Annotated in this window: 20 protein-coding genes and 1 pseudogene; 16 read left to right on the top strand and 5 right to left on the bottom strand. The window is 56.7% G+C overall.

What is annotated here, in order from left to right:
• The first annotated feature begins 78 nt into the window (after positions 1-78).
• The 5 genes from DW112_RS09895 to DW112_RS05980 are packed head-to-tail and all read left to right on the top strand — an operon-like array spanning position 79 to position 3,669.
• Positions 79-591 carry a hypothetical protein gene (locus DW112_RS09895; protein ID WP_124785772.1) on the top strand — a complete coding sequence of 171 codons (513 nt, stop codon included), beginning with the start codon at positions 79-81 and terminating at the stop codon, positions 589-591.
• Positions 592-645: 54 nt separating this feature from the next.
• Entirely contained in the window at positions 646-1,527 is an 882-nt protein-coding gene (locus DW112_RS05995) for a hypothetical protein (RefSeq protein WP_089573265.1), read from the top strand.
• A gap of 38 nt (positions 1,528-1,565) precedes the next feature.
• Entirely contained in the window at positions 1,566-2,363 is a 798-nt protein-coding gene (locus DW112_RS05990; protein ID WP_147351831.1) for a hypothetical protein, read from the top strand.
• A complete protein-coding gene (locus tag DW112_RS05985; protein WP_118328557.1) occupies positions 2,360-3,004 on the top strand; it encodes an ATP-binding cassette domain-containing protein in 645 nt (214 codons plus the stop codon). The genes DW112_RS05990 and DW112_RS05985 overlap by 4 nt, the downstream gene beginning before the upstream one ends.
• A 5-nt stretch (positions 3,005-3,009) precedes the next feature.
• Positions 3,010-3,669: a DUF5028 domain-containing protein gene (locus DW112_RS05980; RefSeq protein WP_118328556.1), complete on the top strand. Its 660-nt coding sequence runs from the start codon at positions 3,010-3,012 to the stop codon at positions 3,667-3,669.
• A 105-nt stretch (positions 3,670-3,774) separates the two neighbouring features.
• Here the strand turns inward: DW112_RS05980 and DW112_RS05975 are convergent, their stop codons facing one another.
• Positions 3,775-4,491: a hypothetical protein gene (locus DW112_RS05975; RefSeq protein ID WP_089573261.1), complete on the bottom strand. Its 717-nt coding sequence runs from the start codon at positions 4,489-4,491 to the stop codon at positions 3,775-3,777.
• Between the two features lie 116 nt (positions 4,492-4,607).
• On the opposite strand from DW112_RS05975, the gene dnaX reads away from it, so the two are divergent.
• Positions 4,608-7,088: a DNA polymerase III subunit gamma/tau gene (gene dnaX / locus DW112_RS05970; protein WP_158551940.1), complete on the top strand. Its 2,481-nt coding sequence runs from the start codon at positions 4,608-4,610 to the stop codon at positions 7,086-7,088.
• A 21-nt stretch (positions 7,089-7,109) separates the two neighbouring features.
• Here dnaX and DW112_RS05965 read toward each other — a convergent pair whose 3' ends face one another.
• Positions 7,110-7,583, bottom strand: a complete 474-nt coding sequence (locus tag DW112_RS05965; RefSeq protein ID WP_117648547.1) for a hypothetical protein — start codon at positions 7,581-7,583, stop codon at positions 7,110-7,112.
• A 349-nt stretch (positions 7,584-7,932) separates the two neighbouring features.
• On the opposite strand from DW112_RS05965, the gene DW112_RS05960 reads away from it, so the two are divergent.
• The 8 genes and pseudogenes from DW112_RS05960 to DW112_RS10130 all read left to right on the top strand — a co-directional run bounded on the left by DW112_RS05960 (position 7,933) and on the right by DW112_RS10130 (position 16,209).
• Positions 7,933-8,253, top strand: a complete 321-nt coding sequence (locus tag DW112_RS05960) for a YbaB/EbfC family nucleoid-associated protein (protein WP_006235174.1) — start codon at positions 7,933-7,935, stop codon at positions 8,251-8,253.
• 13 nt (positions 8,254-8,266) lie between these two features.
• Positions 8,267-8,863: a recombination mediator RecR gene (gene recR / locus DW112_RS05955; RefSeq protein ID WP_089573257.1), complete on the top strand. Its 597-nt coding sequence runs from the start codon at positions 8,267-8,269 to the stop codon at positions 8,861-8,863.
• Between the two features lie 245 nt (positions 8,864-9,108).
• Complete coding sequence (locus DW112_RS05950; RefSeq protein ID WP_117564927.1) at positions 9,109-10,014, top strand: hypothetical protein; 906 nt, start codon at positions 9,109-9,111, stop codon at positions 10,012-10,014.
• Positions 10,011-11,852 (top strand): hypothetical protein, encoded by a 1,842-nt coding sequence (locus tag DW112_RS05945; RefSeq protein ID WP_118328555.1) that lies wholly within the window; start codon positions 10,011-10,013, stop codon positions 11,850-11,852. The genes DW112_RS05950 and DW112_RS05945 overlap by 4 nt, the downstream gene beginning before the upstream one ends.
• A gap of 3 nt (positions 11,853-11,855) precedes the next feature.
• Positions 11,856-12,794: an FHA domain-containing protein gene (locus DW112_RS05940; RefSeq protein ID WP_117584186.1), complete on the top strand. Its 939-nt coding sequence runs from the start codon at positions 11,856-11,858 to the stop codon at positions 12,792-12,794.
• Positions 12,795-13,121: 327 nt separating this feature from the next.
• Positions 13,122-13,388, top strand: a pseudogene (locus tag DW112_RS10190) (methyltransferase); the annotation flags it as partial.
• Between the two features lie 695 nt (positions 13,389-14,083).
• Positions 14,084-15,715, top strand: a complete 1,632-nt coding sequence (locus tag DW112_RS05930) for an ABC transporter ATP-binding protein (RefSeq protein ID WP_055310069.1) — start codon at positions 14,084-14,086, stop codon at positions 15,713-15,715.
• A gap of 368 nt (positions 15,716-16,083) precedes the next feature.
• Entirely contained in the window at positions 16,084-16,209 is a 126-nt protein-coding gene (locus DW112_RS10130) for a hypothetical protein (protein ID WP_255413194.1), read from the top strand.
• A 600-nt stretch (positions 16,210-16,809) separates the two neighbouring features.
• Here the strand turns inward: DW112_RS10130 and DW112_RS09885 are convergent.
• Positions 16,810-17,013 carry a hypothetical protein gene (locus DW112_RS09885; protein ID WP_124785779.1) on the bottom strand — a complete coding sequence of 68 codons (204 nt, stop codon included), beginning with the start codon at positions 17,011-17,013 and terminating at the stop codon, positions 16,810-16,812.
• Between the two features lie 169 nt (positions 17,014-17,182).
• Positions 17,183-18,541, bottom strand: coding sequence for a radical SAM protein (locus DW112_RS05925; RefSeq protein ID WP_082421808.1), 1,359 nt, complete (start codon positions 18,539-18,541; stop codon positions 17,183-17,185).
• A 443-nt stretch (positions 18,542-18,984) separates the two neighbouring features.
• Here DW112_RS05925 and DW112_RS05920 point away from each other — a divergent pair, with 443 nt between their 5' ends.
• Together DW112_RS05920 and nifJ are read left to right on the top strand one after the other, a co-directional pair.
• Positions 18,985-19,464, top strand: a complete 480-nt coding sequence (locus tag DW112_RS05920) for an FHA domain-containing protein (RefSeq protein ID WP_187361855.1) — start codon at positions 18,985-18,987, stop codon at positions 19,462-19,464.
• A gap of 477 nt (positions 19,465-19,941) precedes the next feature.
• Positions 19,942-23,481, top strand: coding sequence for a pyruvate:ferredoxin (flavodoxin) oxidoreductase (gene nifJ / locus DW112_RS05915; protein WP_118328554.1), 3,540 nt, complete (start codon positions 19,942-19,944; stop codon positions 23,479-23,481).
• A gap of 177 nt (positions 23,482-23,658) precedes the next feature.
• On the opposite strand, the gene DW112_RS05910 is transcribed toward nifJ, so the two are convergent.
• The gene (locus tag DW112_RS05910; RefSeq protein WP_118328553.1) at positions 23,659-24,960 is read right to left on the bottom strand and encodes an ATP-binding protein; all 1,302 of its coding nucleotides are present in this window, start codon (positions 24,958-24,960) and stop codon (positions 23,659-23,661) included.
• Positions 24,961-25,797 lie beyond the last annotated feature (837 nt).

Here is a 25,797-nt window from a genome sequence, read left to right as displayed (position 1 = left end):
TTACAGACATCTTTCTCTATTCATGCGAAGGTTGCCGTGCGTCGACGCATTGTTAACCGCTTTTGATTGGAGAAGGCCATGATTAAGCCAAGGAGCGCTATTGCTCGAATCGGAGTCGGCTTGGTGATTGCAGCTGGTCTGTCCCTAGGGGTTCCCGCTGCATCGTTTGCACAAGAGGAGTTTGACACCTCTCAGGTTTCCAGCATTACTCAAAACGCCGATACGGGAATTACGACCTGTACGAACAATGCCGATAAGGCATTTAGTTTTCAATGTGCCGGGACGAGTGCAACTGGCTACCGTCAAAAGGATGATTCCTCATCGCTCTATCTGGATATCCAGGGCCATACGGGAAATCCGCTTCGGTTATATACAGACGGTGCGTATAACACAAGCGGTAGCGGCAGCATGAATTGTACTCAGGGAACGTATCGTTCGAATCACAAGGGACAGTGGGAAATGTATAACCTCGTCCGTGAGAACGGGCGATCTGCGGCGCGACTGACTGCATGGGCGGAGTCTGGCTACGGCACTGTTATTGGCGTATGGAGCCCCGACTGCGTCGGGCATTTCCACAAGCTTCCCGCATAGTTGTTTGAAATGGCTCCCTTCCGGCTTTCTGGGTCGGAAGGGGGAGGAGGACGTATGAACCAAAAGCTCGCAAGATACGAACTGTCGAAAACGATTAGACGTCCAGCTTTTATCCTTGCTCTCTTGATTGCGGTCGCAGTTGCAATAGCTGCCGCGCTGGAGCCGTGGGCAAATTTGGAAAAAGAGCGCCACAACCTTCTTTCTTTTGGTTACGGCGTTGGCGTGCAAGCCGAAAATTATCTCGGTCAAACACGTGAAAGCAGCTTCGGTAACTGGATTGTTGTGAGCGCGAACGCGCCACTGTCTGCGTCGGTGTTTTTCTATGCACTGCCCCTGCTTGCAATGTTGGCTGGATCTTGGTCGTGTCTCTTTGAGCGTTTGAGTGGTTATGACATGCAGATATGCACGCGCGTTTCCAGAAAGGCGTACGTGAACGTAAAGATGCTGTCTGCTTTCCTCTCCGCGTTTACAGTGACTGCCATTCCTCTGCTCGTCAATTTCCTGATCGTCTCGATGCTTTTTCCTGCGTATCTTCCTCGGGTCGATGAGTCGACTTACGTAGGACTTTACCTGCATAGCTACTTCTCCGGTCTATTTTATTCGCATCCTTTGTCATATGTGCTCGCATACACGCTGTTCGATGCTGTCACGCTCGGGACTTTATCCATGGCTGTAACTGGCTTCTCAATTTTGTTTCGTAGCAGAATCAAAGCGATAATTGTCCCGTATCTGCTAATGGTTGCGTGGCATTTTGCAAATGGCTGGATCTTCGGCGTAATGGCTTGTGTGGGGTTTAACTGCAATATCCTCAACAGCATCAGGTCGGAATCGCTGAATAACTGGCCAGACATTCGAGCCGGTTTTGCGGAAATCATATTATTGACCCTTGCTTCGTTGGCTTTTTCTGGGGCGTGGAAAAGACGCGAGGTGGTCTGATGCTGTTTAGGCTGGTCGCCGCGGACCTGAGGACCGTTTTGAAGAAGAACATCATCACTTTTATTGCAATTGCGGCAGTGACCGTTGCGAACTTGGTGTACGCCTACGGATTGTCTTCTGTGTATGGGGTTAGAACGGATACCTTGGGGTTTGCGGATAATCTTGCGCTCGTGTTTGCCGGATCTGCTCCGTTTGAGCCTAGGCCCGGGGTCATGTTTGTGCCTCCGCTAGGATGGCTATTTCTCATTCTGCTTATTCTCTATACAACACTCGACTATCCGACCGAATCGTTGCACGGGTTTGGTTTGCAAGCGCTTGTTCGATGCCGGGCAAGAACCCTTTGGTGGGTCTCGCGTTTTATCTTGGTGGCGGCAGTAACGGCATTTTCACTGCTCGTGGTGGTTTGCTCTGTTGTGATTTGGAGCTTGGTGGTGAGCTCCTCGTTCAGCGCGGTCATTCATGGTGAGTCGCTTCAACTGGCTAATTTGGCGCCGTGGTTTCTCAAAGCTGCCGAGGCAGATGCGCTGCCGTTTTTCATAGGTCTCTTATTTGCTTTTGAGGCGCTTGCGTTTGCGCAGGCAGCGGTTGGGTTTGTGCTTGGGTCGTCAGTCTCGTTTGTGGTTTTAATGAGCTACCTGATCTGCTCGGCATATGCACGACATTGGGCGCTATTGGGTAACGCCTTGATGCTGTTGCGCTGGGGTGGAATTGTCAAAGAGGGAATCGCGGCGGGCTCGAGTGTCTTGTCATCAATTGGGCTTATGTCGTTATGCCTATCGTTGGGCGGACTGTGGTTTCGAAGGGCAGACCTTTTAGAAAAGGGGGACAAGATATGAGCGTGATCGTTAGGGACGTATCGAAGCGCATGGGCAAAAACGATGTCCTGCGCAACGTGTCCATCGAGGTTGACCCTGGGACCGTGGTCGGACTTCAGGGGATAAACGGTTCGGGCAAGACCATGCTCATGCGAGCGGTCTGCGGATTGATCAAGCCTACCGAAGGCGAAATCTCTATCGATGGCCAAAGGCTTGGGGCGGACATCTCGTTCCCGCCGAGTCTGGGGATGTTGATCGAGGCGCCTTCCTTTTTGGGATATCTGTCTGGCTACGACAATCTGGAGCTCATCGCCCAGATCAAGGGCGTTGCCACCCCCGAGGACATTCGCTCTGCCCTGCGGCTCGTGGGGCTCGATGCAGACGAAAAAAAGAAGTTCCGAGCATACTCGCTTGGGATGAAGCAACGTCTGGGGATAGCTGCGGCAATTATGGAAAAGCCGAAGCTACTCGTTCTCGATGAGCCAACAAATGCCCTCGACGAAGCGGGCGTGGAAATGCTCAAGCGCGTTGTGGCGATGGCGGCATCAACGGGTCGCGAGGTCCTTCTGTCCAGCCATGACGGAGAGGTGCTCGAGGAGCTGGCCGATCGGGTTTACTGCATGCGCGACGGTGCCGTTGTGAAAGTTCGGGAAAGGTCGTGAGCGCGATGAAGAAGACCCTGTGGACAAGAAGGTCGGCGCTCGCGCTTTTCGGCTGTGCTGCTGCCGGCCTTGCGGGCATGAGGGTGAGCGCCGTTAACGGGAACCGGACGGTCATTCCTGAGAAATACTATGCGGAGGGCGAATGGCTCTCGATGGATGGGGCGTTTCTGGGGTCGAAGGATGTGGCGACTGACGGGTATTCGTTTTGCATAGACGGGGCGGAGCTGCTCACGCCGCGCGAGTATCTCAAACGAGCACATGACGATTATTCAAAATATGGCACCGTGGATACGAAAACGAGACTGAAGGATGCCGACATCACGTGCGTTATCGCCGTAAAGATGCGTGTCAGAAATAGGGATAATATCGACGGTGGAATCAAAGCGTATGTTTGGCATCTGGTTCCGGAGTCTGCGCCAAACTATGATTTTGTAGTCAATACCGATCTGATAACGCAAGCCATGCCGGTCCTTGGCGGCTCTGCTGCGTTTGCCGTGGAGGTTGGGGCAGAAAACGAGTTGCTCGTCCCATTTATGATGCAGAACACCAACGACTATTTCGAAGGTTACGAGACCGTCCGTTTTGAGAAAGCATTTCCCGGGACTTACACGATGAAGATGACCGATCTGCCGGAGCGGAGGCTCTTAAGGTTTGAAGTGAAATAGCTCGAGAGCAAGGCAAAACGGGTCCATTGGCGGTACGCGCGCCCGATTCCAGGCGCCCCGGCCCGGAATCGGGCGCGGGACGAGGCGCCTTCGGTGTCGGCCGGCCTACCGCTTCTTCTTGCTCTTCTTCTGCTTGCGCTGCTTGCCCTTGGTCTCCTGGGGCTTGTCGCCCTGTTTTGCTTCGGCAGCGGCCTTTTCTGCCTTCATCTTCTTGCGTTTGGTCTCGATGCGGAGTTTTTTGTTGATGCGCGCCTTAAGGAAGGGACCGAACTGCTCGGCATCGCCGCGGACAAAGGTGTCCTTAGGGATCGTCACGCCCTGGTCGGCGAACATGGCCACAAAGATGCGCTCGCCGTCGAGCACGTGGTCGAGCTTTTCAAACGGGAAGAACTGCGACTTGCCGCTCGTGCCCCAAACCATCAGGCCGTCCTCGTTGGCGGCGACGCGGCGATAGCGGCCACCCATGGACTCGTCGGCCTCAACGGCGTCGATAAAGTCGCGGGCGAGGGTGTGGTGCAGGTTTTTGCTCCACCAGGCCAAAAAGGCGCCGAATACGATCAAGACGACGCCAAACTTGATCCAGTTGCCGCCGGCCACCAGCATGCCGATGCCGATGAGCGCGGCAATTGCCGCGGCGACATACAGCGAGCCGCGACGCCTGGGCGAGGCGACCAGGCGGGCGAAGTCGGTGACGAGGTCGTTTTCGTATTGGTACTCGTTGAGGTACAGGATGCCGTCGTCGGCTGCGGCCTGCTCCTCGAGCGCGACCTCGACCTGGTCGGCTGCTTCGGAGGGAACGAGGTTGCTCTCTGCGTCTGCCATGCTCTTTGGACTCCTATCGCGGCGGGCTCGCCGTACGGGTTATTATGGAATGCAGTATGCCGTGCGACCGCATGGCCGCCGCGGCAACAAGACTCAGTATACCCGGGGGAGCACCCATGGAATCGTTGTACCGAAAGTATCGCCCGCTCACCTTTGACTCCGTGGTGGGCCAGCAGCATATCGTCTCGACGCTCGAGCACGCCATCACCGAGGGGCGCCTGTCCCACGCCTACCTGTTCTGCGGACCGCGCGGCACGGGCAAGACCACCATGGCGCGCATTCTGGCCAAGGCGCTGCTGTGCCGCAATGCCGAGGCGGCGCGCGCCGAGGGTGCAAGCGGCTGCATGCCCGACGGTACTTGCGAGGAGTGCGAGCTCATTGCCGAGGGTAACCACCCCGATGTCTACGAGCTCGATGCCGCCTCCCGCACGGGCGTGGACAATGTGCGCGAGGAAATCATCAACTCCGTCAACTTTGCCCCGGTGCGCGGCAAGTACAAGATCTATATCATCGACGAGGTCCACATGCTCACGACGGCGGCGTTCAACGCGCTGCTCAAGACGCTCGAGGAGCCGCCGGCACACGTGATCTTTGTGCTGTGCACCACCGACCCGCAAAAGATTCTGGAGACCATCCTCTCGCGCTGCCAGCGTTTCGATTTCCATCGCATCGGCAACGAGGATATCGAGCGTCGCCTGGCATACGTGTGCGAGCAGGAGGGCTTCGATTACGACGATGAGGCGCTGGCTATCGTGGCGCGCCATGCCAAGGGCGGTATGCGCGACGCGCTGTCCACGCTGGAGCAGCTGAGCGTCTTTGGCAACGGTTCTGTGCATGCGGACGACGCCCGCTCGCTTTTAGGCGAGGTTTCGGACCAGATTCTGGGCGAGTTTTCCCGCGCCATTGCCGATCGCGATGTTGCCGAGCTCTATGGACTGATCCGTGCGCAGGTCGAGGAAGGAAACGACCTGCTGGAGCTGACGCGCGACCTGGTGGCGCATGTGCGTGACGTGTACGTTGCCTGCGTTGCCGGTGCCCGTGCCGAGCTGTTTGAGGGCGGCTCCGAGCAGGCCGAGGCGCTTGCTGCCGAGGCCGCTGCCTTTGGCGAGCATCCTGCCGACCGCCTGGCCCGTGTGCTGACGGTGCTCGACGATGCCGCACTGGAGATGAGGGGCGCGAGCGACGTGCGCCTGGTGCTCGAGATCGCCTGCACGCGCCTGGCACGTCCCGAGGCCGATTTAACGATTGAGGCATTGGCCGAGCGCGTGGCCCGCTTGGAGGCCATGGTTGCCAACGGCGCCGTGCCGGCGAGCGTGGCTGCTGCTCAGGCCGCCGCGCCTGCAGCATCCGTACCCGCTGCTGCCCAACAGCCGACGCTAATTTCGGGCGCTCGTGCTGCCGCTCCGGCGGCATCCGCTGCCCCCGCTGCTACGTCCGCGCGCCAGGGCGGTATGCCTTGGGACCGTGGTGCTGCTGTTCCGGCTGCCCAGCCTGCGTCCCGTTCTGCGTCCGTGTCAGCTTCCAAGCCTGCAGCGCCTGCACCTCAGCCTGCGCCGACTCCGACGCCTCAGCCCGTTGCGGCTCCCGCGCCTGCCACCGCTCCGGCACCTAAGCCCCAGTCCAACAATGCCGCCCAGGTTGCCGCCGCCGGTACTGCCGAGACGCCCGCGGTCGAGGATGCCGGAGAGCTGCAGCGCAAATGGGCCGAGGTTGTCGAGCGTGTCAAGGCGCGTCAGGCTTCCTACGCGGGGCTTTTGCTCAATGCCCGCGCCACGGCTGACGACGGCTCCAGGCTCACGGTCTCGTTCCCCGCGGGCTCGACCTTTGCCATCAAGATGCTTGGACGCGCCGACACGCAGTCGGTGGTCCTGCCGACAGTCAGTGCGGTCTTCGGTCGTCGTACCGTCGACTATGTCCTGGATGGGGGTGGCACGCCGGCTCCTCAACATGAGGAGCATTCTCCATCTGCACGGGCTGCGGTATCTGCGGACCCGCAACCCGTGTCCTCGGCGGCCCCTGCATCCTCGAGCGCCAGCGCGACGCAGCCAAAAGCAGCACCGATAGCGGCGCCGACCCCGTCGGCGCCTAAGCCCGTCATGGCCAAACCGGCTGCTCCGACACCCGCGCCCAAGCCTGCCTCGCCCGCGCCCAAGTCGTCTGACCTGGGCAAAGCCCCCTGGCTGCGCTCCGACAACCCCGCCGGCGCTCCTGCCACGGGCAAGCTCCCGACCGAGCCCGCGCCCCGAGCGCCCGAGCGCGCGTCCGCTCCCAAGGCTCAGCCCGCCGCGCCGTCTGCGCCATGGGAATCCGAGCAGGTTCCCTACGACGATGCCATGGTTGGCGGTTTTGTTGCCGATGCTGGTGGGGACGATCTGCCTCCGTTCGACGTGCCGGGTGCGGCGTCCGCGCCCAAGTCCGCTGCAACTGCCCCCAAAGAGGAGGACGCTCCTGCAGCTCCCTGGGAGTCCAACTCCGGTGCGGGCGGCCCCTTCGGCCATCAGGGTGCAGCCCCGAGCATCCCGCAGACCGAGGACGAGGCCAAAGCCCTCATCCGCAGCGTCTTCGGCCAGTCCACCATCTTCAAGCCGGTGGAGTAGCTGCGCAGGCGGGTATACTGCTCAAGAAGAGAACCCCTTGCCCGGGCGCATCTGTATTTCGGACATGTGCAACGTGGTGCCGCGTATATCGCATTCGAGCAGACAGGCGCGTGACGGTCGGCCTAGGATGCTGAGGTCGATACGATACGTCGCATGGCTGTCCGTGTACTCGACTTGCTCGGCGTTGACGGTTGCTCCGATTGTAAATAAAGAGCCCAGTTCGGCATCGACAATCTTGGAGTCCTTTATCTTGACCTTGAACTCTTGGTAGAGGGACGGGCTGTTGTAGTAAATGGTTCGGGTTCCGTCGGTGCATTCATCGGTCGTCTCCCATTTGACGACGGGCTGGTCCGAGCTGGCTATCAGCAGTTCTGCTCCAAAAGCTATGGCATGGGTGATGATAACCAGTAATACCCAGACGACAAAGAGATAGAGAACCACATATGCAACGGGGTGTTTTGAGCGGATGTTTTGGAGTACGGCTGGGACATTCACGAGGGCACCTCCAAATCGTCATCTATGACAATCAAATTATACCCAGCCGCCATGCGTGCCGCCTCGAGCAGCGGCTCGGCATTTTGCCATGTAGCCTTGTAGCCCTACGCATAAACTGCCTGGTTCCAGCTCTGCTAGATGTAGCTTGAGATAATTATGCAACCTTGCATAATTCGACCTTGCATAATCTTGGGCGTGCGTCACGCTCAAGGACATGTATATCGACTGAGGTAGCGTGTCCGCCCCGCTTGCTTGCCCCGCGCCGTGGTACGATTTTTGAGTTTGAAAGTCCCGTCGCGCTCCGGCTGCCCTTGCAGCTTGTCGCGCGGCCGCACGTAAAGGAGCCATCATGGCCGGTATGAACATGCAGCAAATGATGAAGCAGGCTCGCAAGATGCAGGAGCAGCTTGCCGCCGCGCAGGAAAACCTTAAGTCCCAGACCGTCGACGCCTCTGCCGGCGGCGGCATGGTCAAGGTGACCGTTAACGGCGAGATGGAGCTCGTCAACCTCACCATCGACCCCGATGCCCTCGATCCCGAGGACGTCGATATGCTGCAGGACATGATCATGGCTGCCGTCAACGAGGCCGTCCGCGGTGTCAACGAGCTCGCCAACAAGCAGATGGGCGCCATCACCGGCGGCCTCAACATCCCGGGCATGCCGTTCTAAGACACGCATATATATGAGTGCCAACCATAGTCTGCAAAAATTGCTCGATGAGCTGGGCCGTCTGCCGGGCATTGGTCCCAAGTCGGCCCAGCGCATCGCCTATTACCTGCTCGAGGCCGATGCCGAGGAGGCGCGCCGCCTGGCCGAGGCTATCCTGGAGGTTAAGCAGGAGGTTCACTTTTGCAGCCGCTGCTTTAACTACGCCACGGCCGACGAGTGCTCCATCTGCCAGGATTCGATGCGCGATACCACTCGCATTTGCGTGGTGGGCGAGCCGCGCGATGTCCAGGCGATTGAGCGCACGGGCAGCTACCACGGTCTCTACCACGTATTGGGCGGCGTGATCAGTCCCATGGACAAGATTGGTCCCGAGCAGTTGCACATTCGTGAGCTGCTGGCACGCTTGGGCCACGAGGACATCCACGAGGTCATCATCGCCACCAACCCCAATATCGAGGGCGAGACCACGGCGAGCTACCTGGCCCGCACTATCAAGCCGCTGGGCGTTGAGGTATCGCGTCTGGCGAGCGGCCTTCCCGTGGGCGGCGACCTGGAGTATGCCGACGAGCTTACGCTTGGGCGCGCCATCGAGGCCCGTCGCACGATTTAGGTGGCGAGCCTGCTCCTGCCGTATGTCTTCATCGCGACGCACGGGGTAGCCATAATTTCCCCGTGCGACTGTAAGTTTGTTGTGCAACAAAGATGCTTTGTATCCGCTTATCGCATGGATGCTTCCACTCGCATCCTTAATTTGCCCATTCGTTGCGCAACCTTTTGGGTTCGCTGATACACTCAAATATGGATTCGAATGAATGCGCCGCTCCCGAGCGGCGTGTTTTTGTTGGAGGAGAACGCATGCGGCCCGGTGGCACTCAGACAAAGCGCGGCGCCGCGGTGCGCATGCGACGCCGACTGGGCTTGGCGCCGCGGGCGTACGCACTGCTGTCTTGCTCGCTGGTGCTGGTCATAGCTGGCGTTTCTGCCTATGGCATGACCGTGCCGTCCATGATGCAGGCACATGCCGCACGCGAACCGCGCGTGGGGCATGAGGTCAAAAGTGACCTGGGGACCACGACTGGATATGCTTGGGCAAGTGTGGTCGCGCATATTGTGTTTGGCACCGGCGACGCGGACGGCGCCGAGGCCCCGGACAACGAAGTCACGCTTGCCAATGGCAAAACCATCGTGCTCACCAACACCAAGATCATCGATCGGTTGTCCAACAATAGCGTGGCGGCAACGGTGAATAAGGTCGAGCAGCAGAAGGAGCAGGACGCCCAGCAGTCCGGAAAGCCCGGTAGCTCGGATACTTCTGGCTCCGGCTCGGATTCGTCGAGTTCGGGCGGTGGCTCTGGGTCGGGTTCCTCTGCCGGAGGGTCTGGAAACGGCGGCTCGACGGGCGGCAACACTGACAACGATGCAAACTCCGGTGGCCTTTCCGCTGCTGAGGAAGAGAGCATTCACAGTTGGCTTGTGACCAAGTACAACATGCTCGACGGCTATGTTTCTCGTGCCAATGACGTGGTCTCGACCTATAACTCTACGGGAGATCCCAGACCGTGCGACAGCCTGGTCGGGGAGATGTTTGTCATTCGAGCCGAGTTTGGTCGTCAGACATTCTCGCCCCGGTCAAAGTGGTATCAGCAGTATGCCAATCTGTGGGGCTGTTACACCAACCTATGTCAATGGGTCGGCCATTACGGCGATGATGACGTCGCGCTCGGTAACTTCAACAATAACGTGGCGGCGCTTGCCCTATGATGACCGATCTTGCATCCACCACACCACAATCGCTCGGTCGCGATCCCATGGTCGGCTTGCGCCTGGCGCGTGTCGACGGGTTTGAGCCGGCCATTGCGCTCGGTCAGGACGAACTGCCTGCCTATCTGCGTCGTTTTACGATGCTGTTTGCCGACGATGCCACCATGCGCCGTGGCGGTATCGGCCGCGTGACGCGTGCCGTCAACGCCCAAGGCGAGGCCGTAGCACTCAAACAGCTCATCTTGCCAACGTGCGATGAGTTTGACGATGCCGCCCATGAGGCGCTGGTCGCCAAGTTCAAAGCGGCATTTCGCGAGGAATATGAATGCCATCGCGCCCTTTCGGGCCTTAAGGGCTTTCCCCGTCTCTATGGCTGGGGCGAGGTCGACGGTGTGCCTGCAATTGTCATGGAATGGGTCGAGGGCGAGACGCTCGCCCGCTTGCGCTCGCGCTTTGCCGTGGACGATGCCGGCCGCCTATCGCCGCTTGTGGCGGCGCGTCTGGGTCGCGACCTGTTCGATCTGCTCTGCCGTATGAGCCTGGTGGGCGAGGGCTTTGTCCATCGCGATATCTCGCCCGCTAATATTATGGTGCGTACGGCGCGTCTACCGCTTGACCGGCAGCTTGCCGAGGGCACCTTTGACCTGTGCCTGATCGACTTTGGCTCGTCGCTGGCGCTTGAGCCTGCGTCGGCCGTGGCCGGTACCGGCGGCAAGGCGTCGTTTACGGAGCGCTATGCCACGCTGCGTCGCGCGACGGTTGCCTATGCCCCGCCCGAGATGCTCACCGACGATATTCCCGACCTGCGCGCTTTGCGTATGTCGCCGGCGATCGACGTCTATGCCGCAGCAAGCACGGTTTACGAGCTCATTGCCGGCGCCGCGCCATACGAAGCCGCGCCGAGCACTTCGGGCACCTCGGGTTCGCGCAAAAAGACGCGCGACATCGCCAGCCCCTACCGTCTCAAGATGGACACGCTGCCCGACTATCCCATTGGTGCCCATGCGCCCGGTTGCGATTTGACTCAGCTGCTTCGTCGTGAGCCCGATGTGGCGCTCGCTGCGGCCGAGCAGGCCCAGCAGCTGGGGCTTGAGCCGGATTCCGAGGAGCTACGCGATGCGCTGGCGTTTGTCGATGCCCAGCTGTTCGACGTGGTGATGGCCTGTCTGTCCAGCCATCAAAAAGATCGTCCCGAGCCGGCGGCGGTCGAGGCGGCGCTCTCGGCGTTTTGTGACCACTATGCGCAAAATGTCGGTCGTTCGCTCCGCGGCGAGCCGCTCACGCCGTGCCCCATGGATGCGTCTGGCCGCGCGGTTCGTCGCGCGCTGATGGTCGGCGCGACGGTCGTCTGTGGCGTGGTTTGGGCTGTGGTCGTGGTTTCGGCCGCGCTGCTGGCGTCGGGCGCTCGCGTGACGGCGACTTTGGGATCGCTCGTGTGGTCTGGGTCGCTACCGGGTATTATTGCCGCACTGGCGTTGGCGCTGCCAGGCATAGCCGGCGTTGCCGCGGGGGCACTTGCGCGCGATCGGCGCTCGGGCTTCCTGCAGGGTGTGCTTGCGCTTTCTGCCTGCGAGGTTCCGGTGCTGGTTGTGGCTGCATGTAGCGTATTTTCCCAACGCGCCGTGATGGGCGGCCTTGTTGCCGCTCTGGTTGCAACCTATACGCTTACGTGGTTTTTGCTTGCGATGGGCTTTGCCTTTGAACTTCCCGTTTCGGCACCGCGACGCACAAAAGCCCAGATGGCGACTCCGCTTGCCGGTGGAGCCGCAGCTGTCCGTACTTTTGGCGGACCTGTCGAAGTATCGTCCGATTCTATTTCTACGACCAAGGAGGCCTAGGTCATGGCATCTCAAGTTGAGCTCACCCCATGCGGGGCCATGTTTGACATCTTTAAGCGCGCAGCGCATCTGAGCCATATCGAGCTGTGCGGCTTGGTGCTTTCGTCCCGTCCGCTCGCCGACGGCCGCAGCCCGCAGAGCCGAGCCGCCGATCGCTCTTGGGTTTCCCGCTTTATCGTTCGCGCGCCGGTCGGCACGCTTCAGCAGCGCTACTTTGCCGAATACGGTACCTCGGCTGCGCGTATTATGTCGCAACTGGCCCTGCGCCAGCGCAATCCCATGGACTCCACGGCTGTAATCAATATGGTGTGCGGTCCTGCAGGTGAACCGATGGTACGCGCGCTCGAAGAGTGCCACCAGGACACGAATCTCTATCGCAACGCGCTCGATCGCCTGTCCCAGGCGGCGGAACTCATGCCCGCCGAGCGCGCCGAGGTCGTGCTGGTGCTGTTTGTCGCCGTCGGTTGTTCGGCGGATGTGCGGTCCTCGGTGAACTATGCCATCGACTACGCGAACGCGACCTGCGGCGGAGGCACATCCACGCCGCGTTCGCTTGGCATGTCGCTGACTGCGGGCGAACGCGAACCCGCCCCGGCGCACCCTTTGGGCTTGCTGCGCGTGCAAAACAGTTTTGTCGTGAGCGCCCCGCGCTGGATTCAGCCGAGTGAGCAGGGTGTTGAGATTGGCGCGCTGGCCACTGGTGAGGGCGATATTACCGACGTCGGCGACGATGTCTCGGCCCGCCATGCCCATATCTGGTGCGATGCTCAAAATATCTGGCACGTCGAGGACTTGTCGTCCACCAACGGAACCGTGGTGGTAAACGGGGCCACGCGCGTTTGCATTCAGGTCGAGCCCGGCCGTTCCGCCCAGCTCAATCCCGGCGACGAGCTCAAGCTCGGCGAATCCACTACCTATGCCATCCTCTTCGGTGCCCTCTAGCCGGCAGTTAAGGACGTTCCTTTTCTGCCGGCACTTGGGGACACTCCTCGGCGCGCCAGAGCCGGTCGCCTGGGGATGGAGAGGCCATTTTGGCCCTTGGCGGTCAGTCGGGGCGAAACTAGAAGATCTTTCCGATTCGCGGCTGTTCATGCTTGTAGAGCATCTAAAACAATAGGATGTTATTCTGGAATATGCCGGGTGCGTGAACTTGCCTGTCTTAGCCTTAATAAGGTATAGGGGAGTTTGGCTCAGGGGTTCCGTGTTGTTCTTCAGCGCAGTATTGTGGGACAGATTTGCTGAGATTGGCGCCTTACACCGCAGAGCGCACGGAAGGCTCTCGATTTGTGTTCTGGCCCCAGAATACAGGGCCTGATACTTACCAACTGTGGCATGGATGTAACATCTGTAGAAATCAACCCTTTTGTTGTCGACCTTTGTAAGAAAAACACTGCCATCAACTCTTTGGATGACGAAACTAGGGTGCTTGAGGGGAGCCTTTACTCCCCTCTGAGAGATGACTCATGTTTTTCGCTTGTCGTTGTGAATCCTCCGTTACTGCCGATTCCGGATGAGATTCCTTATCCCTTCGTTTGAGATGGAGGACAATCGGGTCTGGATAAAACACTTCGTATTCTTAAGGGTGGCGATACGCATTTAGAGAAAAACGGTAAATACTGCTAATAGGGGTGACGACGATGGTGCGGGGGCGACCCGCGATGCTCTCATCAATACGTCGGATACTTGGGAAATCAGGTCTAGATGCATGTATGATGATGCTGTGTGGCTATTCAATTAATCCGCGTTCCGAATGGGTGCAGGGTATAGCTGCGACATCGTATGCTTTTGACCCGGCGCGATACTCAGATATTTCTGAGGCGGTTGACGAAGTTTATACGCACTATGCCGCGCAAGGCGTTTCGGAAGTTTGCACATCTACGTTACGGGCTTAGGTTTCTTCAAGCGAGCAGGCCGGTTGCGTTATTTCGAGCGATTTTTCTAGTCTAGACGACAAAAGGCAAAGGATTTGATGGGTATAAAACGCGGACGTTTGTGGGCGGATGCTCAAATCTATTGTGGCAATCGGGCGGTTGAAAAAGATATTTCAACCGCCCGATTGCCAGGTTCGTCGGAGGAGATGTCCGATTCCGACTCTCTTGTAGGAAGAGCTTGAGATCGTATTGGCCCAAGGCAATCTTAAAGCAGTCTCATTGGCAAATCTTCGCTCCTGTTGTGTTGAGGTGTAAGGTATCAGTGATTGATGTTTTGTGGCGGGTAGATTGGGGCCTTCCTTGATTCGATGCGTTCTCTCGAGGTTCATCAGAGCAAAAGGGGCTTTCGTCTTCATTGCTATCACGGTGATTGGAACCGCTCTCTCCTATGCCATGCCATACGTGAACGGGAAATTCTTAGATTTTCTTCTCGGTAACCGCAGCGAAAGAGACGCCGTACTCTTCGCGCTCCTGGTTGCGTCAATAGGAGTTTTCTCCACCCTCTTTACTTATTTTGCAGGAACACTTTCCATTCGCATAACCACGAGACTTTCCTTTGATCTTCTCAGGGAGGCCGTCTTGCGTTTTGAAAGAGACGATTACTTGGTGAGTCGGACCATCGATCCAGCCTATACAACGCAACGGATTATTTCCGACTCTAGCGTGGTCTCATCCTTCGTTTTGGCGAATTTTATCAGTGCGCCGCTGTCCATTGTAGCCATTCCCATCGTATTGCTTATCATATGGTCAATTGATTCAACTCTCGCGGTGTTTTCCATCATTCTCCTCATCGTGTATTTCTGTGTAATTACTGGGTTGAGGAAACTTTTGTATAGGGTCACGTATGAGAAGAAAGAGGCGGACAGCGCCTTTTACGCCGCAATTGCATCGCAGCTTAATCAGATTCTCAACATTCAACTGACATCTTCGTACGGCAAGAGCGAACAAGCGCTCGACGCTGGGTTTAAGAGCTATTTTCCCAAAGTTTTGCGCTCCGGAAAGCTATCATATTCTCTGACATCGCTCGATGGTCTTTTCGCAGCGTTGTTTCAAGCGGTGATACTTGTTGTTTCCGGAGTACGAATCATTAACGGAACTATGTCAATAGGCGAGTACACTATCATCGGTACATACTTCGCGGTTCTCTTTAAGACTTTGAAAAGTATGATGTCATTGTTCAAATCCTATCAAGATGCCAAAGCATCATGGGATAGGACGGCTATCGCGACGAGAGAAAAGGAGAGATCGGGGTGGAATCGGACCGATTTAGCTAAACTCGATGAAATAAATGACATTTCGGTATCTGATTTGGAATTCTCGGTTGCCCTTCCAGACGGATCTGTCCGAGAGGTCCTCGGCGGGTTTTCTTTCAAGTTTTCCGGTCCTGGTACATATTGCATAGTTGGGGAAAACGGAAGAGGCAAGACGTCACTTCTTTACTTGATGCTCGGGCTATACTCATCGAAAGGCAAAGTAAAATACAACGGCGTGCCAATCGAAGAATGCGACTTGGATTACATACGTGCGAGAGAGATATCGTGCTGCCCACAGTCGTGCTTCGCGCCGGACGAAACGGTGAAAGAGCTGTTAGAGTATTTCGACACGCCCTTTTCTTCCTATCACCGGGGTGTAGATGGCCTACTTTCGCTGGAAAACAGCGTGAAGGAGTTGCTCGGGAAACGTTGCTCCGCGCTTTCGGGCGGTGAGCTGCGCCGAGTGTACTTATGGTCGGCGATTTCACGCAAGTCGTCAGTTTTGGTACTCGACGAGCCCACGACTGGGTTAGACGCTGTAAGCCGCGCCGAGCTTGCGGCCTATGTTAAGCGCAACAAGCAAAGCCAGCTGATCATCATTGTCTCTCACGATGACGAGATGGTCGGCGCGGTAGAAGGGGTAGTGGATTTAGGCAGCATGTACCGGGGTAAATGCTGACAAGTGTAGTGCTACCCAACTGACAGAGATAACAAAAAAGCGATGCAGATGCACGTAGCATTCAGTCGGTTCGGACTCGGTGCCTTCACGCCATCGCAACGCTTTCAGATATAGTTCTCATTCTCTTACTAAAGGAAACTTTAGTCTACGTTGTCTTGTCGAGACAGAGGTGAAGCGAAGTGTTGTCGCGACGTATCTTATTCCAGGTGGCTCAGTATCATCGTGAGAATCACACCAAAGTGTACTTACAATTCTCGTGTCCCACGGACAACATGAGCTGAGCATTGAGGTTCCACCCTTTGCTGCAACTACACGGGGTTGGACGGCAATGAATATGCCGGGCCGCATGCCACGCGCAGCGGGGGTCCATGCCCCAGTATGTTGCCTACAGCAGCCTCGATGTCCACGCACACATCATCTCTGCCTTCGTGTTCAATCCGTTTGCCGGAGAGTGCGAGGGTTACAAGGCCGTAGAATACGAGCCGAACAAATGAAATGCGGTATCGACGCATAGGATTAAACTGACGATTGCTTTGCACCGAAAATACGCCCGGAAAGCCGCTATGGGTGGCGGCCCGGGTTAAATTGAGAGGCCCGTCCGATCACTTTCATGTGACGAACGGTCGGGCTTCTTATTCCACTTGCCAATGCTCGGCTCATATTGGAAGAAAGCTACGCTAATGTTTGCGTGATACTCCTATTTTTTCCGAAGAAAGAATCGGATAATGAAGAATAACAATAAAAAAGGTGCCAGATATAAAGCAAGTACAAAGGTTAATCCAACGAGACCTTGCAATAATGGCATAACTCCTCCCAGACACGAGATTTTGGTATTTGTCCCCATCTTATTTTGAATTGGACCAAATAGTTCCTAGACACAAAAACTACTCGTCAACTGGATCGCACCAATCTGCTGGCAAAACACAGCTTGATTCTTTATCGACATAGCACCAATCCGCAACAGGGCACTCGGCGATGTCGTAAAAATTGCATATATCAACTCCAAGACAACAAGGCTCAACGGGAGTATGTTCATTTGAACCAACAGGATGGATATGCTTCATAACAGCTCCTCACCTTAATCCAATTAGAGACTACGTTTGATCAATGCCACAGTGATCTACAACGCAGATGCTGCCGCCATCCATGTCATAGTCGCAGTAATCGTATGCACCACAGCCATCTGCTTTATCATAAACAGTACAGATGTCAGTAATGCCCAAGAGGCAGTCAAAAGACATCGGCTTCACGCCTGCCTCGTCGCCACTTCCTGGATTAATCGGATGAATATGCTTCACGACTACCTCCCTTTGAGTGCAGAAAAACCTCAATATTGTGTATAACAAACCAAGATGTCTAGTTCACCATATTTCTAGAATGGTTTCGGCGAACGTAGCAATAAGCTTCGCAGACGGTAATCAGAAGAACGAACACCTCCACAATGGTGACAGCAATGCGCTGAACCGCTTATTCCGATACAGTAGCTTCTCGTTGATTTTTCTCCTGCGAAGATGAGTGGCGGGAAATAAGGTCAAAAGCCATCTCGTAGCACATTTTTCTATATTCACATGATGCAGGGTGTAGACTCTTGGGCAAGTAGCCGTGCTCGTCTGCAGCCTCCCAGCTACAGCCCCCACCACAGAAAGACCGAGCCCAACAGTCCGTACAGTCAATTCTTTTTTCGACACCCTGACTCCAGTTTTCAATATACCTAGTTTCGTCAATTCCGGTGACGATGTTGCCCATTTTGAATCGCATCATCCCGACAAACCTGTGACAGGGGTATACGTCCCCTTCGGGAGTCACGGAAATAAAACGCCTGCCAGCCCCGCATCCGACAAAGGCGATCCTGTTGCTCATAATCAAATCAACTGCAGTTTTCAATGTTCTAAACAAGGGCTTTTCCCCTTGATCAATCTGTTTGAGATATTGATCCGCCAAATCTATTAGGCCCGCCCTGATTTTGTTTAATGAGTGTTCGTCGAGTTTGATATTCTCATCGAATGAGCTCACGGGCGAGAAGTAAATCCTTCTGAAGCCCATCTCTTTAAACTGAAGATAGTCTTCAACAAGGTTACAGTTATTATTTGTTAAGGTCGCTCTTGCGCCGAAGGGGAACGACTCGGAAAAACGACGAACGTTTTTGTCGATATCGGAGAAAGAGCCGCCTCCCGTCTTGTACGGGCGCGATGCATCGTGCTTGCATCCTGTACCATCGAGACTAATCAGAACAGAAAACCCGTGCTCCTTGAAAGAATTCACAGCAGTGTCATTCAAAAGCGTTCCGTTGGTCGTAATAGAATAGGTAAAGTTTCTATTGGGGTATATTCTTTTTGAATAGTCGACCGTTTTCCATATCAGCGGCTCGTTAATCATGGGTTCCCCACCAAAAAAGACGATTGCAAGCGTTTCGTTTTCCGATGAACTTGCGACGAGGTAGTCGACCGCCTTGAAGGCTATCTCGTCTGTCATCAGCAGAGGAGACGTTCCATAATCTCCTTTACCGGCAAAACAGTAACTACAACCAAGGTTGCATGCATGTGAAACGTGGAGTTCGATGGATCTAAGTTTTCGAGGCGTGTCTTTTGTTAAGAAAGTCCGTTCAGACAATCGTTGATACTCATCAATGTCGTCTTCAAGTTCTGCTATGGTCGTTTGGTCGTAGCCTTTCGCAGCAAGTGACTTTGTTAGCAACTTCGAGTTGACCGTTCTTCCCGATGCTTCAAATATGCGAAGCGCATCTTCTGATGCTTGGTCAACCTGAAAGCAATTGCGAGTGACCTCATCGAAGCAGTAACGACGATCACTTACTGAGAAAAAATGCATACGTTCCTCAATTTCATGCTGGACTGGCACTAACCTTGTTTATTGTTACGCAGCTATAAAAAACCACCAGCGGGGATTCGGTGTGCGGCCCAATCGGACTCCCAAAAGGTTCTATTTGAGACTGGCAAGCTTTGTGTTGTTGGCACTTCGACAGCGCTCTTTATTCCAACATGGAGCCTCGCAGTTTGAGTCGACTTGCCTCTGGAAGGTCCGATCTCAACTTGATTTAGGATGAAAACAGATTACAGGCGCGCTCCTCTAGAAAGAAAGGAAACCAATCGCCGCCTTTCACCAGGAAAGTTTTTATAGCCCACCTCGAGCAAAATGAAAGATGCGAGAGCGATTGGGGAACAACGCGAATCTCCCCTTTTGGGTGGGAGCGAGCCTTCAGCCACCGGCGAACGACTCGCCCTGGTCAGAATCTGGAAGTGGTGCCGGGCCGCTTGGGCCTCCCCGGTGACTTCGTGGGGCTTACCTGCCTGACGTCGAGGAGTACATCCGCAAGATTCGTTCCCTATGCCGTTTGCTCTCACGCCCGCCTTGGTTCCAAGTCGGGCGAGCACGAGGTCGCGCCGGCGCATCCGCTGGGACTGCTGCGCGTGCAAAACGGCTACGCGGTGAGCGTCCCGCGCTGGATTCAGCCGAGTGAGGAAGGCGTCGAGATCGGCGCGCTGGCAACGGGGGAGGGCGGCATCACCGATGTGGGCGATGACGTTTCGGCTCGCCATGCCCACGTGTGGTGCGATGACCAAAATGTCTGGTACGTTGAGGACCTGTCGTCCACCAACGGAACCGTGGTGGTAAACGACGCGACGAACGTCTGCACCCAGGTCGAGCCCGGCCGCTCCGCCCAGCTCAACCCCGGTGACGAGCTCAAGCTCGGAGAATCCACAACCTACGCCATCCTCCTCGGCGCCCTCTGACTCATCTCCTAAATAAGTTGCGGTGAAATAGGGGCTGTTTAAGGCTACGGCCGGCAAAAACAGTTCCTATTTCACCGCAGCTGCCATTTGGTCCCTCGGTGACGGAAGGATCAATTTTGCCCTTGATGGTCACCCAAGGTAAACCTTTACCGCCCGCCTATATTTGCCGAAATTACACTTGACGGCGGGGTACAATAAACCCGCATGCGGATTTCCGTTGCGGGCGCTTCCCATCGCCGGGGCGTGCCCGGGAGCATCCGGCATGCGGCCTTTGCGGCGCTCGGTCATGTGCAAGACGGGTAGCTGGGCTTGTGGAGCGCGTGCAGCCCTCCTCGCCTCGGCATGCCTTCTCTCCACGCCATGTACCTGCTGCTGAGCCTGCCTGCCAGATGATTGGAAGCAACAGCGAAAATCCCATCACGCCAACATCCCGGCGATCGCCGGGGCCTGTATACCTATATGAGAGGAGAGGGGTATATGGCGCGTAAGTTTAAGTCTATGGACGGCAACGAGGCGGCCGCATATGTTTCGTATGCGTACACCGAGGTAGCGGGAATCTATCCCATTACGCCGTCCAGCCCGATGGCCGACCATGTCGACCAGTGGGCGGCCCAGGGTCGCAAGAATATCTTCGGCACCCCGGTCAAGGTCGTCGAGATGGAGTCCGAGGCAGGTGCAGCCGGTACCGTTCACGGTTCGCTGGGCGCCGGTGCTCTGACCACCACCTACACGGCTTCTCAGGGTCTGCTCCTGATGATCCCGAACATGTACAAGATCGCGGGCGAGCAGCTCCCGGGCGTCTTCCACGTCTCCGCGCGTTGCGTCGCTTCCCACGCCCTGAACATCTTTGGCGATCACTCCGACGTCATGGCCTGCCGCCAGACCGGTTTCGCCATGCTCGCCGAGGGCAACGTCCAGGAGGTCATGGACCTCTCGCCGGTGGCTCACCTTGCCGCCATCGAGGGTAAGACCCCGTTCCTTAACTTCTTCGACGGCTTCCGCACCAGCCACGAGATCCAGAAGGTCGCCATGTGGGACTACAAGGATCTGGCCGAGATGTGCGACATGGACGCCGTCCAGGCTTTCCGCGACCACGCGCTCAACCCTGAGCACCCGCACACCCGCGGCAGCCATGAGAACGGCGATATCTTCTTCCAGAACCGTGAGGCCTGCAACAAGGTCTACGACGAGCTTCCCGCCGTCGTCGAGGGCTACATGAAGAAGATCAACGAGAAGCTCGGCACCGATTACGGCCTGTTCAACTACTACGGCGCTCCCGATGCCGACCGCGTCGTCGTGTGCATGGGCTCCTTCTGCGACGTGCTCGAGGAAGTCATCGACTACCTCAACGCTCACGGCGAGAAGGTCGGCCTGGTCAAGGTTCGCCTGTTCCGTCCGTTCTCCATCAAGCACTTTGTCGACGTTCTCCCCGAGACCGTCCAGAAGATCGCCGTCATGGACCGCACCAAGGAGCCAGGTTCCATCGGCGAGCCGCTCTACCAGGACGTCGTCTCCGCTCTCTACGAGGCCGGCAAGACGGGCATCAAGGTCGTCGGCGGCCGTTACGGCCTGGGCAGCAAGGACACGCCTCCCGCGTCCGCGTTCGCTGTCTTCGAGGAGCTCAAGAAGGACGAGCCCAAGCGCGAGTTCACCATCGGCATTGTCGATGACGTGACCAACCTGAGCCTGCCCGAGGCCGAGGATGCGCCCAACACCGCCGCCCCCGGCACCATCGAGTGCAAGTTCTGGGGTCTGGGTGGCGATGGTACCGTCGGCGCCAACAAGAACTCGATCAAGATCATCGGCGATCACACCGACAAGTACGTCCAGGCCTACTTCCAGTACGACTCCAAGAAGACCGGCGGCGTCACCGTTTCGCACCTGCGCTTTGGTGATTCCCCGATCCGTTCGCCGTACTACGTGACCAAGGCCGACTTTGTCGCCTGCCACAATCCCAGCTACATCGTCAAGGGCTTCAAGATGGTCCGCGACGTCAAGCCGGGCGGCACCTTCCTGGTCAACTGCCAGTGGAGCGACGAGGAGTTCGCCGAGCACATGCCCGCCGTGGCCAAGCGCTACATCGCGAACAACAACGTCAACGTCTACCTGATCGATGCTATCGACTTGGCTGCCAAGGTCGGCATGGGCAAGCGCACCAACACGGTGCTCCAGTCCGCCTTCTTCGCACTGGCCAAGGTCCTGCCCGCCGAGGACGCCCTGCAGTACATGAAGGACGCGGCCACCAAGTCCTACATGAAGAAGGGCCAGGCCATCGTCGACGCCAACCACAAGGCCATCGATGCCGGCGCTACCGCCTTCCGTAAGTTCGAGGTTCCGGCCGACTGGGCAACCGCCGAGGATGCTGCCCCCGTCGAGCTCTCCGACGAGACCAAGTCCGCCATCGCCCAGCAGGTCAAGAACCTGCTCGAGCCCATCGATCGCATGGATGGCGACAGCCTGCCTGTTTCCGCCTTTGTCGGTTGCGCCGACGGCCAGTTTGAGCTGGGCGCCTCCGCATACGAGAAGCGCGGCGTCGCCGTCGTCGTTCCCCACTGGGACGAGACCAAGTGCATCCAGTGCAACCAGTGCGCCTATGTGTGCCCGCATGCTACCATCCGTCCGTTCGCGATGACCGAGGACGAGGCTGCCGCCGCGCCCGAGGCTACCCGCATGCTCGACGCTATGGGCCCCAAGGCCAAGGGCATGAAGTTCGCTATCGTCGTGTCCCCGCTCGACTGCATGGGCTGCACCAACTGCGCCAAGGTCTGCCCCAAGGGTGCCCTCGAGATGGTTCCCACCGAGCAGGAGATGGACCAGCAGCCCGTTTGGGACTACATGGTCGAGAACGTCTCCGAGAAGAAGGAGCTCATCGCGGCCAACGTCAAGGGCAGCCAGTTTAAGCAGCCCTACCTGGAGTTCTCTGGCTCCTGCGCCGGCTGTGCCGAGACCGCCTATGCACGTCTGGTGACCCAGGTCGCCGGCGACCGCATGTTCATTTCCAACGCCACCGGCTGCTCCTCCATTTGGGGTAACCCCGCTGCCACCGCTCCTTACTGCAAGGACAAGGACGGTCACGGCCCGGCGTGGAACAACTCCTTGTTCGAGGACAATGCCGAGCACGGTCTGGGCATGGCCGTCGGCTATGAGGCCGTTCAGCACAAGCTGATTGCCGCTACCCAGGACATCATCGCTGCCGATGGTCCGTCTGATGAGATCAAGGCTGCCGGCCAGGCTTGGCTCGACTCCATCAACGATGTCGAGGCCTCCAAGGCCGCTGCCGCTGCCTACGTTGCCGAGCTCGAGAAGTGCGGCTGTGAGGCTTCCAAGGCAATTCTCGCCGACAAGGCTTACCTCACCAAGAAGTCCTTCTGGATCTTCGGCGGCGACGGCTGGGCCTACGACATCGGCTTCGGTGGCCTGGACCACGTCCTGGCTTCCGGCCACAACGTCAACGTCTTCGTCTTCGACACCGAGGTCTACTCCAACACCGGCGGTCAGGCCTCCAAGGCCTCGAACCTGGGCCAGGTTGCTCAGTTCGCCGCTGCCGGTAAGGTGACCAAGAAGAAGTCCCTGGCCGAGATCGCCATGAGCTACGGCTACGTCTACGTGGCGCAGGTCGCCATGGGCGCCAACCCGGCTCAGACCCTCAAGGCCATTCACGAGGCCGAGGCCTACGACGGCCCGTCCCTCATCATCGGCTACAGCCCCTGCGAGATGCACTCCATCAAGAAGGGTGGCATGCAGAACTGCCAGGCCGAGATGAAGAAGGCTGTCGAGTGCGGTTACTGGAACCTCTTCCGCTTCAACCCCGAGGCTGCTGCCGGCAAGAAGTTCTCGCTCGATTCCAAGGAGCCCGCGGGCGGTTATCAGGAGTTCCTGATGAACGAGGCCCGTTACGCTTCGCTGACGCGTTCCTTCCCCGAGCGCGCCGAGGAGCTCTTCAAGGAGAACGAGCAGGCCGCTATGGACCGCTACGCTCACCTGCTGAAGCTCAAGACGGTGTACAACGAGGCCTAGGTCTCCCACCGCAGGATCTGAGGGCTGGCCTTCGCGGACGTCCTTGGACATGAAGGAACCCCCGCTGCGCACTACGTGCGGCGGGGGTTCTTTCGTCCCGGTCGCTGTTTCGCGACTTTGCCGCGAAAGGCGCGTTACTTTGGGCGTGGAAGGGACTGGATTGTGGATTTGGATGATCTAGAGAGATATGGGCGCAAACGAGAAATCGTTGTTGGGGTCGTCCTTTTCCATAAACTCATCGAGACAGAATGTCATATAAATTGGGACGTACAGGACCTTGCCCTCTTTGCTAAGGTTCTCGCGGCTTAACACAACGGCCTCGGGAATTTTGTACTCGCTCACACTCATCAGACGGTCGAGCGCCGTATGCGCTCGAACCTTCTTGCCCGATTTGACCTCGATCGGGACAACATGCCCGCTGGTGCCCTCGACCACAAAGTCAACTTCGCCGACTTCGCGTGTCTGGTAGTACCACGCATCCGCCCCGAGAGCAACAAGCTCCTGCGCGACCACGTTCTCGTAGAGGCCGCCGAGGTTGGGGGTTTTCATATCAAGATAGACAGCGCGTGCCGTGCTGCCGGGATACCGTGATGCGAGCATGCCTGTATCAGACTCGTATAGTTTAAAGGCGGTCGCCTTCTCTGTCCTCTTAAGAGGACTCCGGGCCTCCGTCACCTGGGCGACCATCACTCCAACGCCCGCGTTCACCAGCCATAGGAAATCCCGCTCGTATTTTTGAAGACGAGCCCCCTCTCCCAGAGACGAAACAACAAAGCGATGAGACTCCGCCTCAAGTTGAACCGGAATTTGCTCGAAAATCGAGCGAACGTTAAACGCTCGAGTCGATGCATATTTAGAGATATCACTTTTGTACTGATCGACTAGCTGAATTTGAAGCTCACGCGTTCTCACGAGCGAATAACCCGAATCGATATAGTTCTGAACGACCTCCGGCATGCCGCCGCAAACGATATAGGCTCTAAAGTTCTTGAGCATCGCCTCATGAATATAGTTTTCGACGGGTCGCCTTTCGACAAGGCGGCTGCGAATTCCTGCAAGCACATTCTCGCTGACGCTGTTTGCCCAACAAAACTCTTCAAAATCCATCGGCCGCATAACAATGTGCTCGACATACCCTACCGGAAAAGAAGAGATTCCCCTAAACTCGGTCCCAAGCATAGACCCCGAGAAGACATAGCTAAAGCGCCCGTCCTCGACCAATGCCTTCATAAGCGTGACAATCTGCGGATACTCCTGAATCTCGTCGACAAAGATAAGGGTATCTCCCTCAACAAGCGGTGCGTCTGCAAGAAGGGCCACACGGTTGATAAAGTCAATGGCGTTCTTGGCGCCAGCAAGTACATCCTTTGCCTCGGTATCGAGCAGCAAATTGACCTCATAATACGATGCGTAGTTGTCTTTTCCAAACGTGCGAATCGCATAGCTCTTGCCTATCTGACGTGCGCCAGTAACAAGCATGGCCTTATTAGAGTTATTTTCCAGCTCAAAAGCCTGTCAGTGACCTTACGGCGTAGCATTAAAACCCCTAAATGACAAAAATTGGCAAATAGATTTGCCCCTAATCATACAAAAATTTGCGAATAGATTTGCCCCAAATCATACAAAAAATGGCAGATAGCAAAGCTTGCTTCGGTCTCAAAGCCGCCGAACCGGCACGGTACTTTACGAAAAGGCGTGCGGCGCTGTTGCTGAGGGTGGCCAAGTCGACAGTGTCGCCGTTGACGTTCTCGGTTGCCTAGGCGCGCAGGAGCGAAAGGGCGTCAGCGGCGTTCATGCAGTACCCGACGGTAAAGTTCCATACTGCGAACTCACAGTCGTTTGCCGAAGGGTGAGACGCGATTGATTATTCCCTAAGTTGGATGAAAAACGCCATGTTATTGCAGGGCTGCATACTCGTCCAATAATTGCATAGAATCTCGTATAGTGCGAGTAAGATTTTGCGCTATCTGTTTTGTGTTTAGCAAAGATATAGTTTGCATAATCCAGCTTAATCCTCGCTCCATTTAAATAAAGTCGCACGTAAATGGCGTAAACATATCTGATCTGGGTTTCTGTACGCTGAGCGGATAAAAACGACCGTTCACCGCTCAACTATTTTCAAAATGAATAAAATGAGCGATAAAGAGAATATAAACCTTAATAAACTCGCGTATCGCACGGGCGCGGGTTATTAATGGGTTGTAGGCCTTTTACAGAAAGGATTCCAGCAATGTCTAAGCCTCTTGGCAAGCCCGATCGTATTGTCGTCGCCCTCGGCGGCAACGCCCTCGGCAACAACCCCGTCGAGCAGATCCA

The sequence above is a fragment of the Collinsella sp. AM09-41 genome (assembly GCF_003473245.1).
In the GTDB taxonomy this organism is placed as follows: Bacteria; Actinomycetota; Coriobacteriia; order Coriobacteriales; family Coriobacteriaceae; genus Collinsella.
This window is presented reverse-complemented; position numbering and strand designations above follow the sequence as displayed.

What these genes read in the sequence shown, in the direction of transcription:
- DW112_RS09895 (WP_124785772.1), top strand. Translation starts at nt 79, where the DNA reads ATGATTAAGCCAAGGAGCGCTATTGCTCGAATCGGAGTCGGCTTGGTG.
- DW112_RS05985 (WP_118328557.1), top strand. Translation starts at nt 2,360, where the DNA reads ATGAGCGTGATCGTTAGGGACGTATCGAAGCGCATGGGCAAAAACGAT.
- DW112_RS05945 (WP_118328555.1), top strand. Translation starts at nt 10,011, where the DNA reads ATGATGACCGATCTTGCATCCACCACACCACAATCGCTCGGTCGCGAT.
- DW112_RS05940 (WP_117584186.1), top strand. Translation starts at nt 11,856, where the DNA reads ATGGCATCTCAAGTTGAGCTCACCCCATGCGGGGCCATGTTTGACATC.
- nifJ (WP_118328554.1), top strand. Translation starts at nt 19,942, where the DNA reads ATGGCGCGTAAGTTTAAGTCTATGGACGGCAACGAGGCGGCCGCATAT.
- recR (WP_089573257.1), top strand. Translation starts at nt 8,267, where the DNA reads ATGAGTGCCAACCATAGTCTGCAAAAATTGCTCGATGAGCTGGGCCGT.
- DW112_RS05980 (WP_118328556.1), top strand. Translation starts at nt 3,010, where the DNA reads ATGAAGAAGACCCTGTGGACAAGAAGGTCGGCGCTCGCGCTTTTCGGC.
- DW112_RS05975 (WP_089573261.1), bottom strand. Translation starts at nt 4,491, where the DNA reads ATGGCAGACGCAGAGAGCAACCTCGTTCCCTCCGAAGCAGCCGACCAG.
- DW112_RS05950 (WP_117564927.1), top strand. Translation starts at nt 9,109, where the DNA reads ATGCGGCCCGGTGGCACTCAGACAAAGCGCGGCGCCGCGGTGCGCATG.
- dnaX (WP_158551940.1), top strand. Translation starts at nt 4,608, where the DNA reads ATGGAATCGTTGTACCGAAAGTATCGCCCGCTCACCTTTGACTCCGTG.
- DW112_RS05925 (WP_082421808.1), bottom strand. Translation starts at nt 18,541, where the DNA reads ATGCATTTTTTCTCAGTAAGTGATCGTCGTTACTGCTTCGATGAGGTC.
- DW112_RS05960 (WP_006235174.1), top strand. Translation starts at nt 7,933, where the DNA reads ATGGCCGGTATGAACATGCAGCAAATGATGAAGCAGGCTCGCAAGATG.
- DW112_RS05995 (WP_089573265.1), top strand. Translation starts at nt 646, where the DNA reads ATGAACCAAAAGCTCGCAAGATACGAACTGTCGAAAACGATTAGACGT.
- DW112_RS10130 (WP_255413194.1), top strand. Translation starts at nt 16,084, where the DNA reads ATGCCCCAGTATGTTGCCTACAGCAGCCTCGATGTCCACGCACACATC.
- DW112_RS05910 (WP_118328553.1), bottom strand. Translation starts at nt 24,960, where the DNA reads ATGCTTGTTACTGGCGCACGTCAGATAGGCAAGAGCTATGCGATTCGC.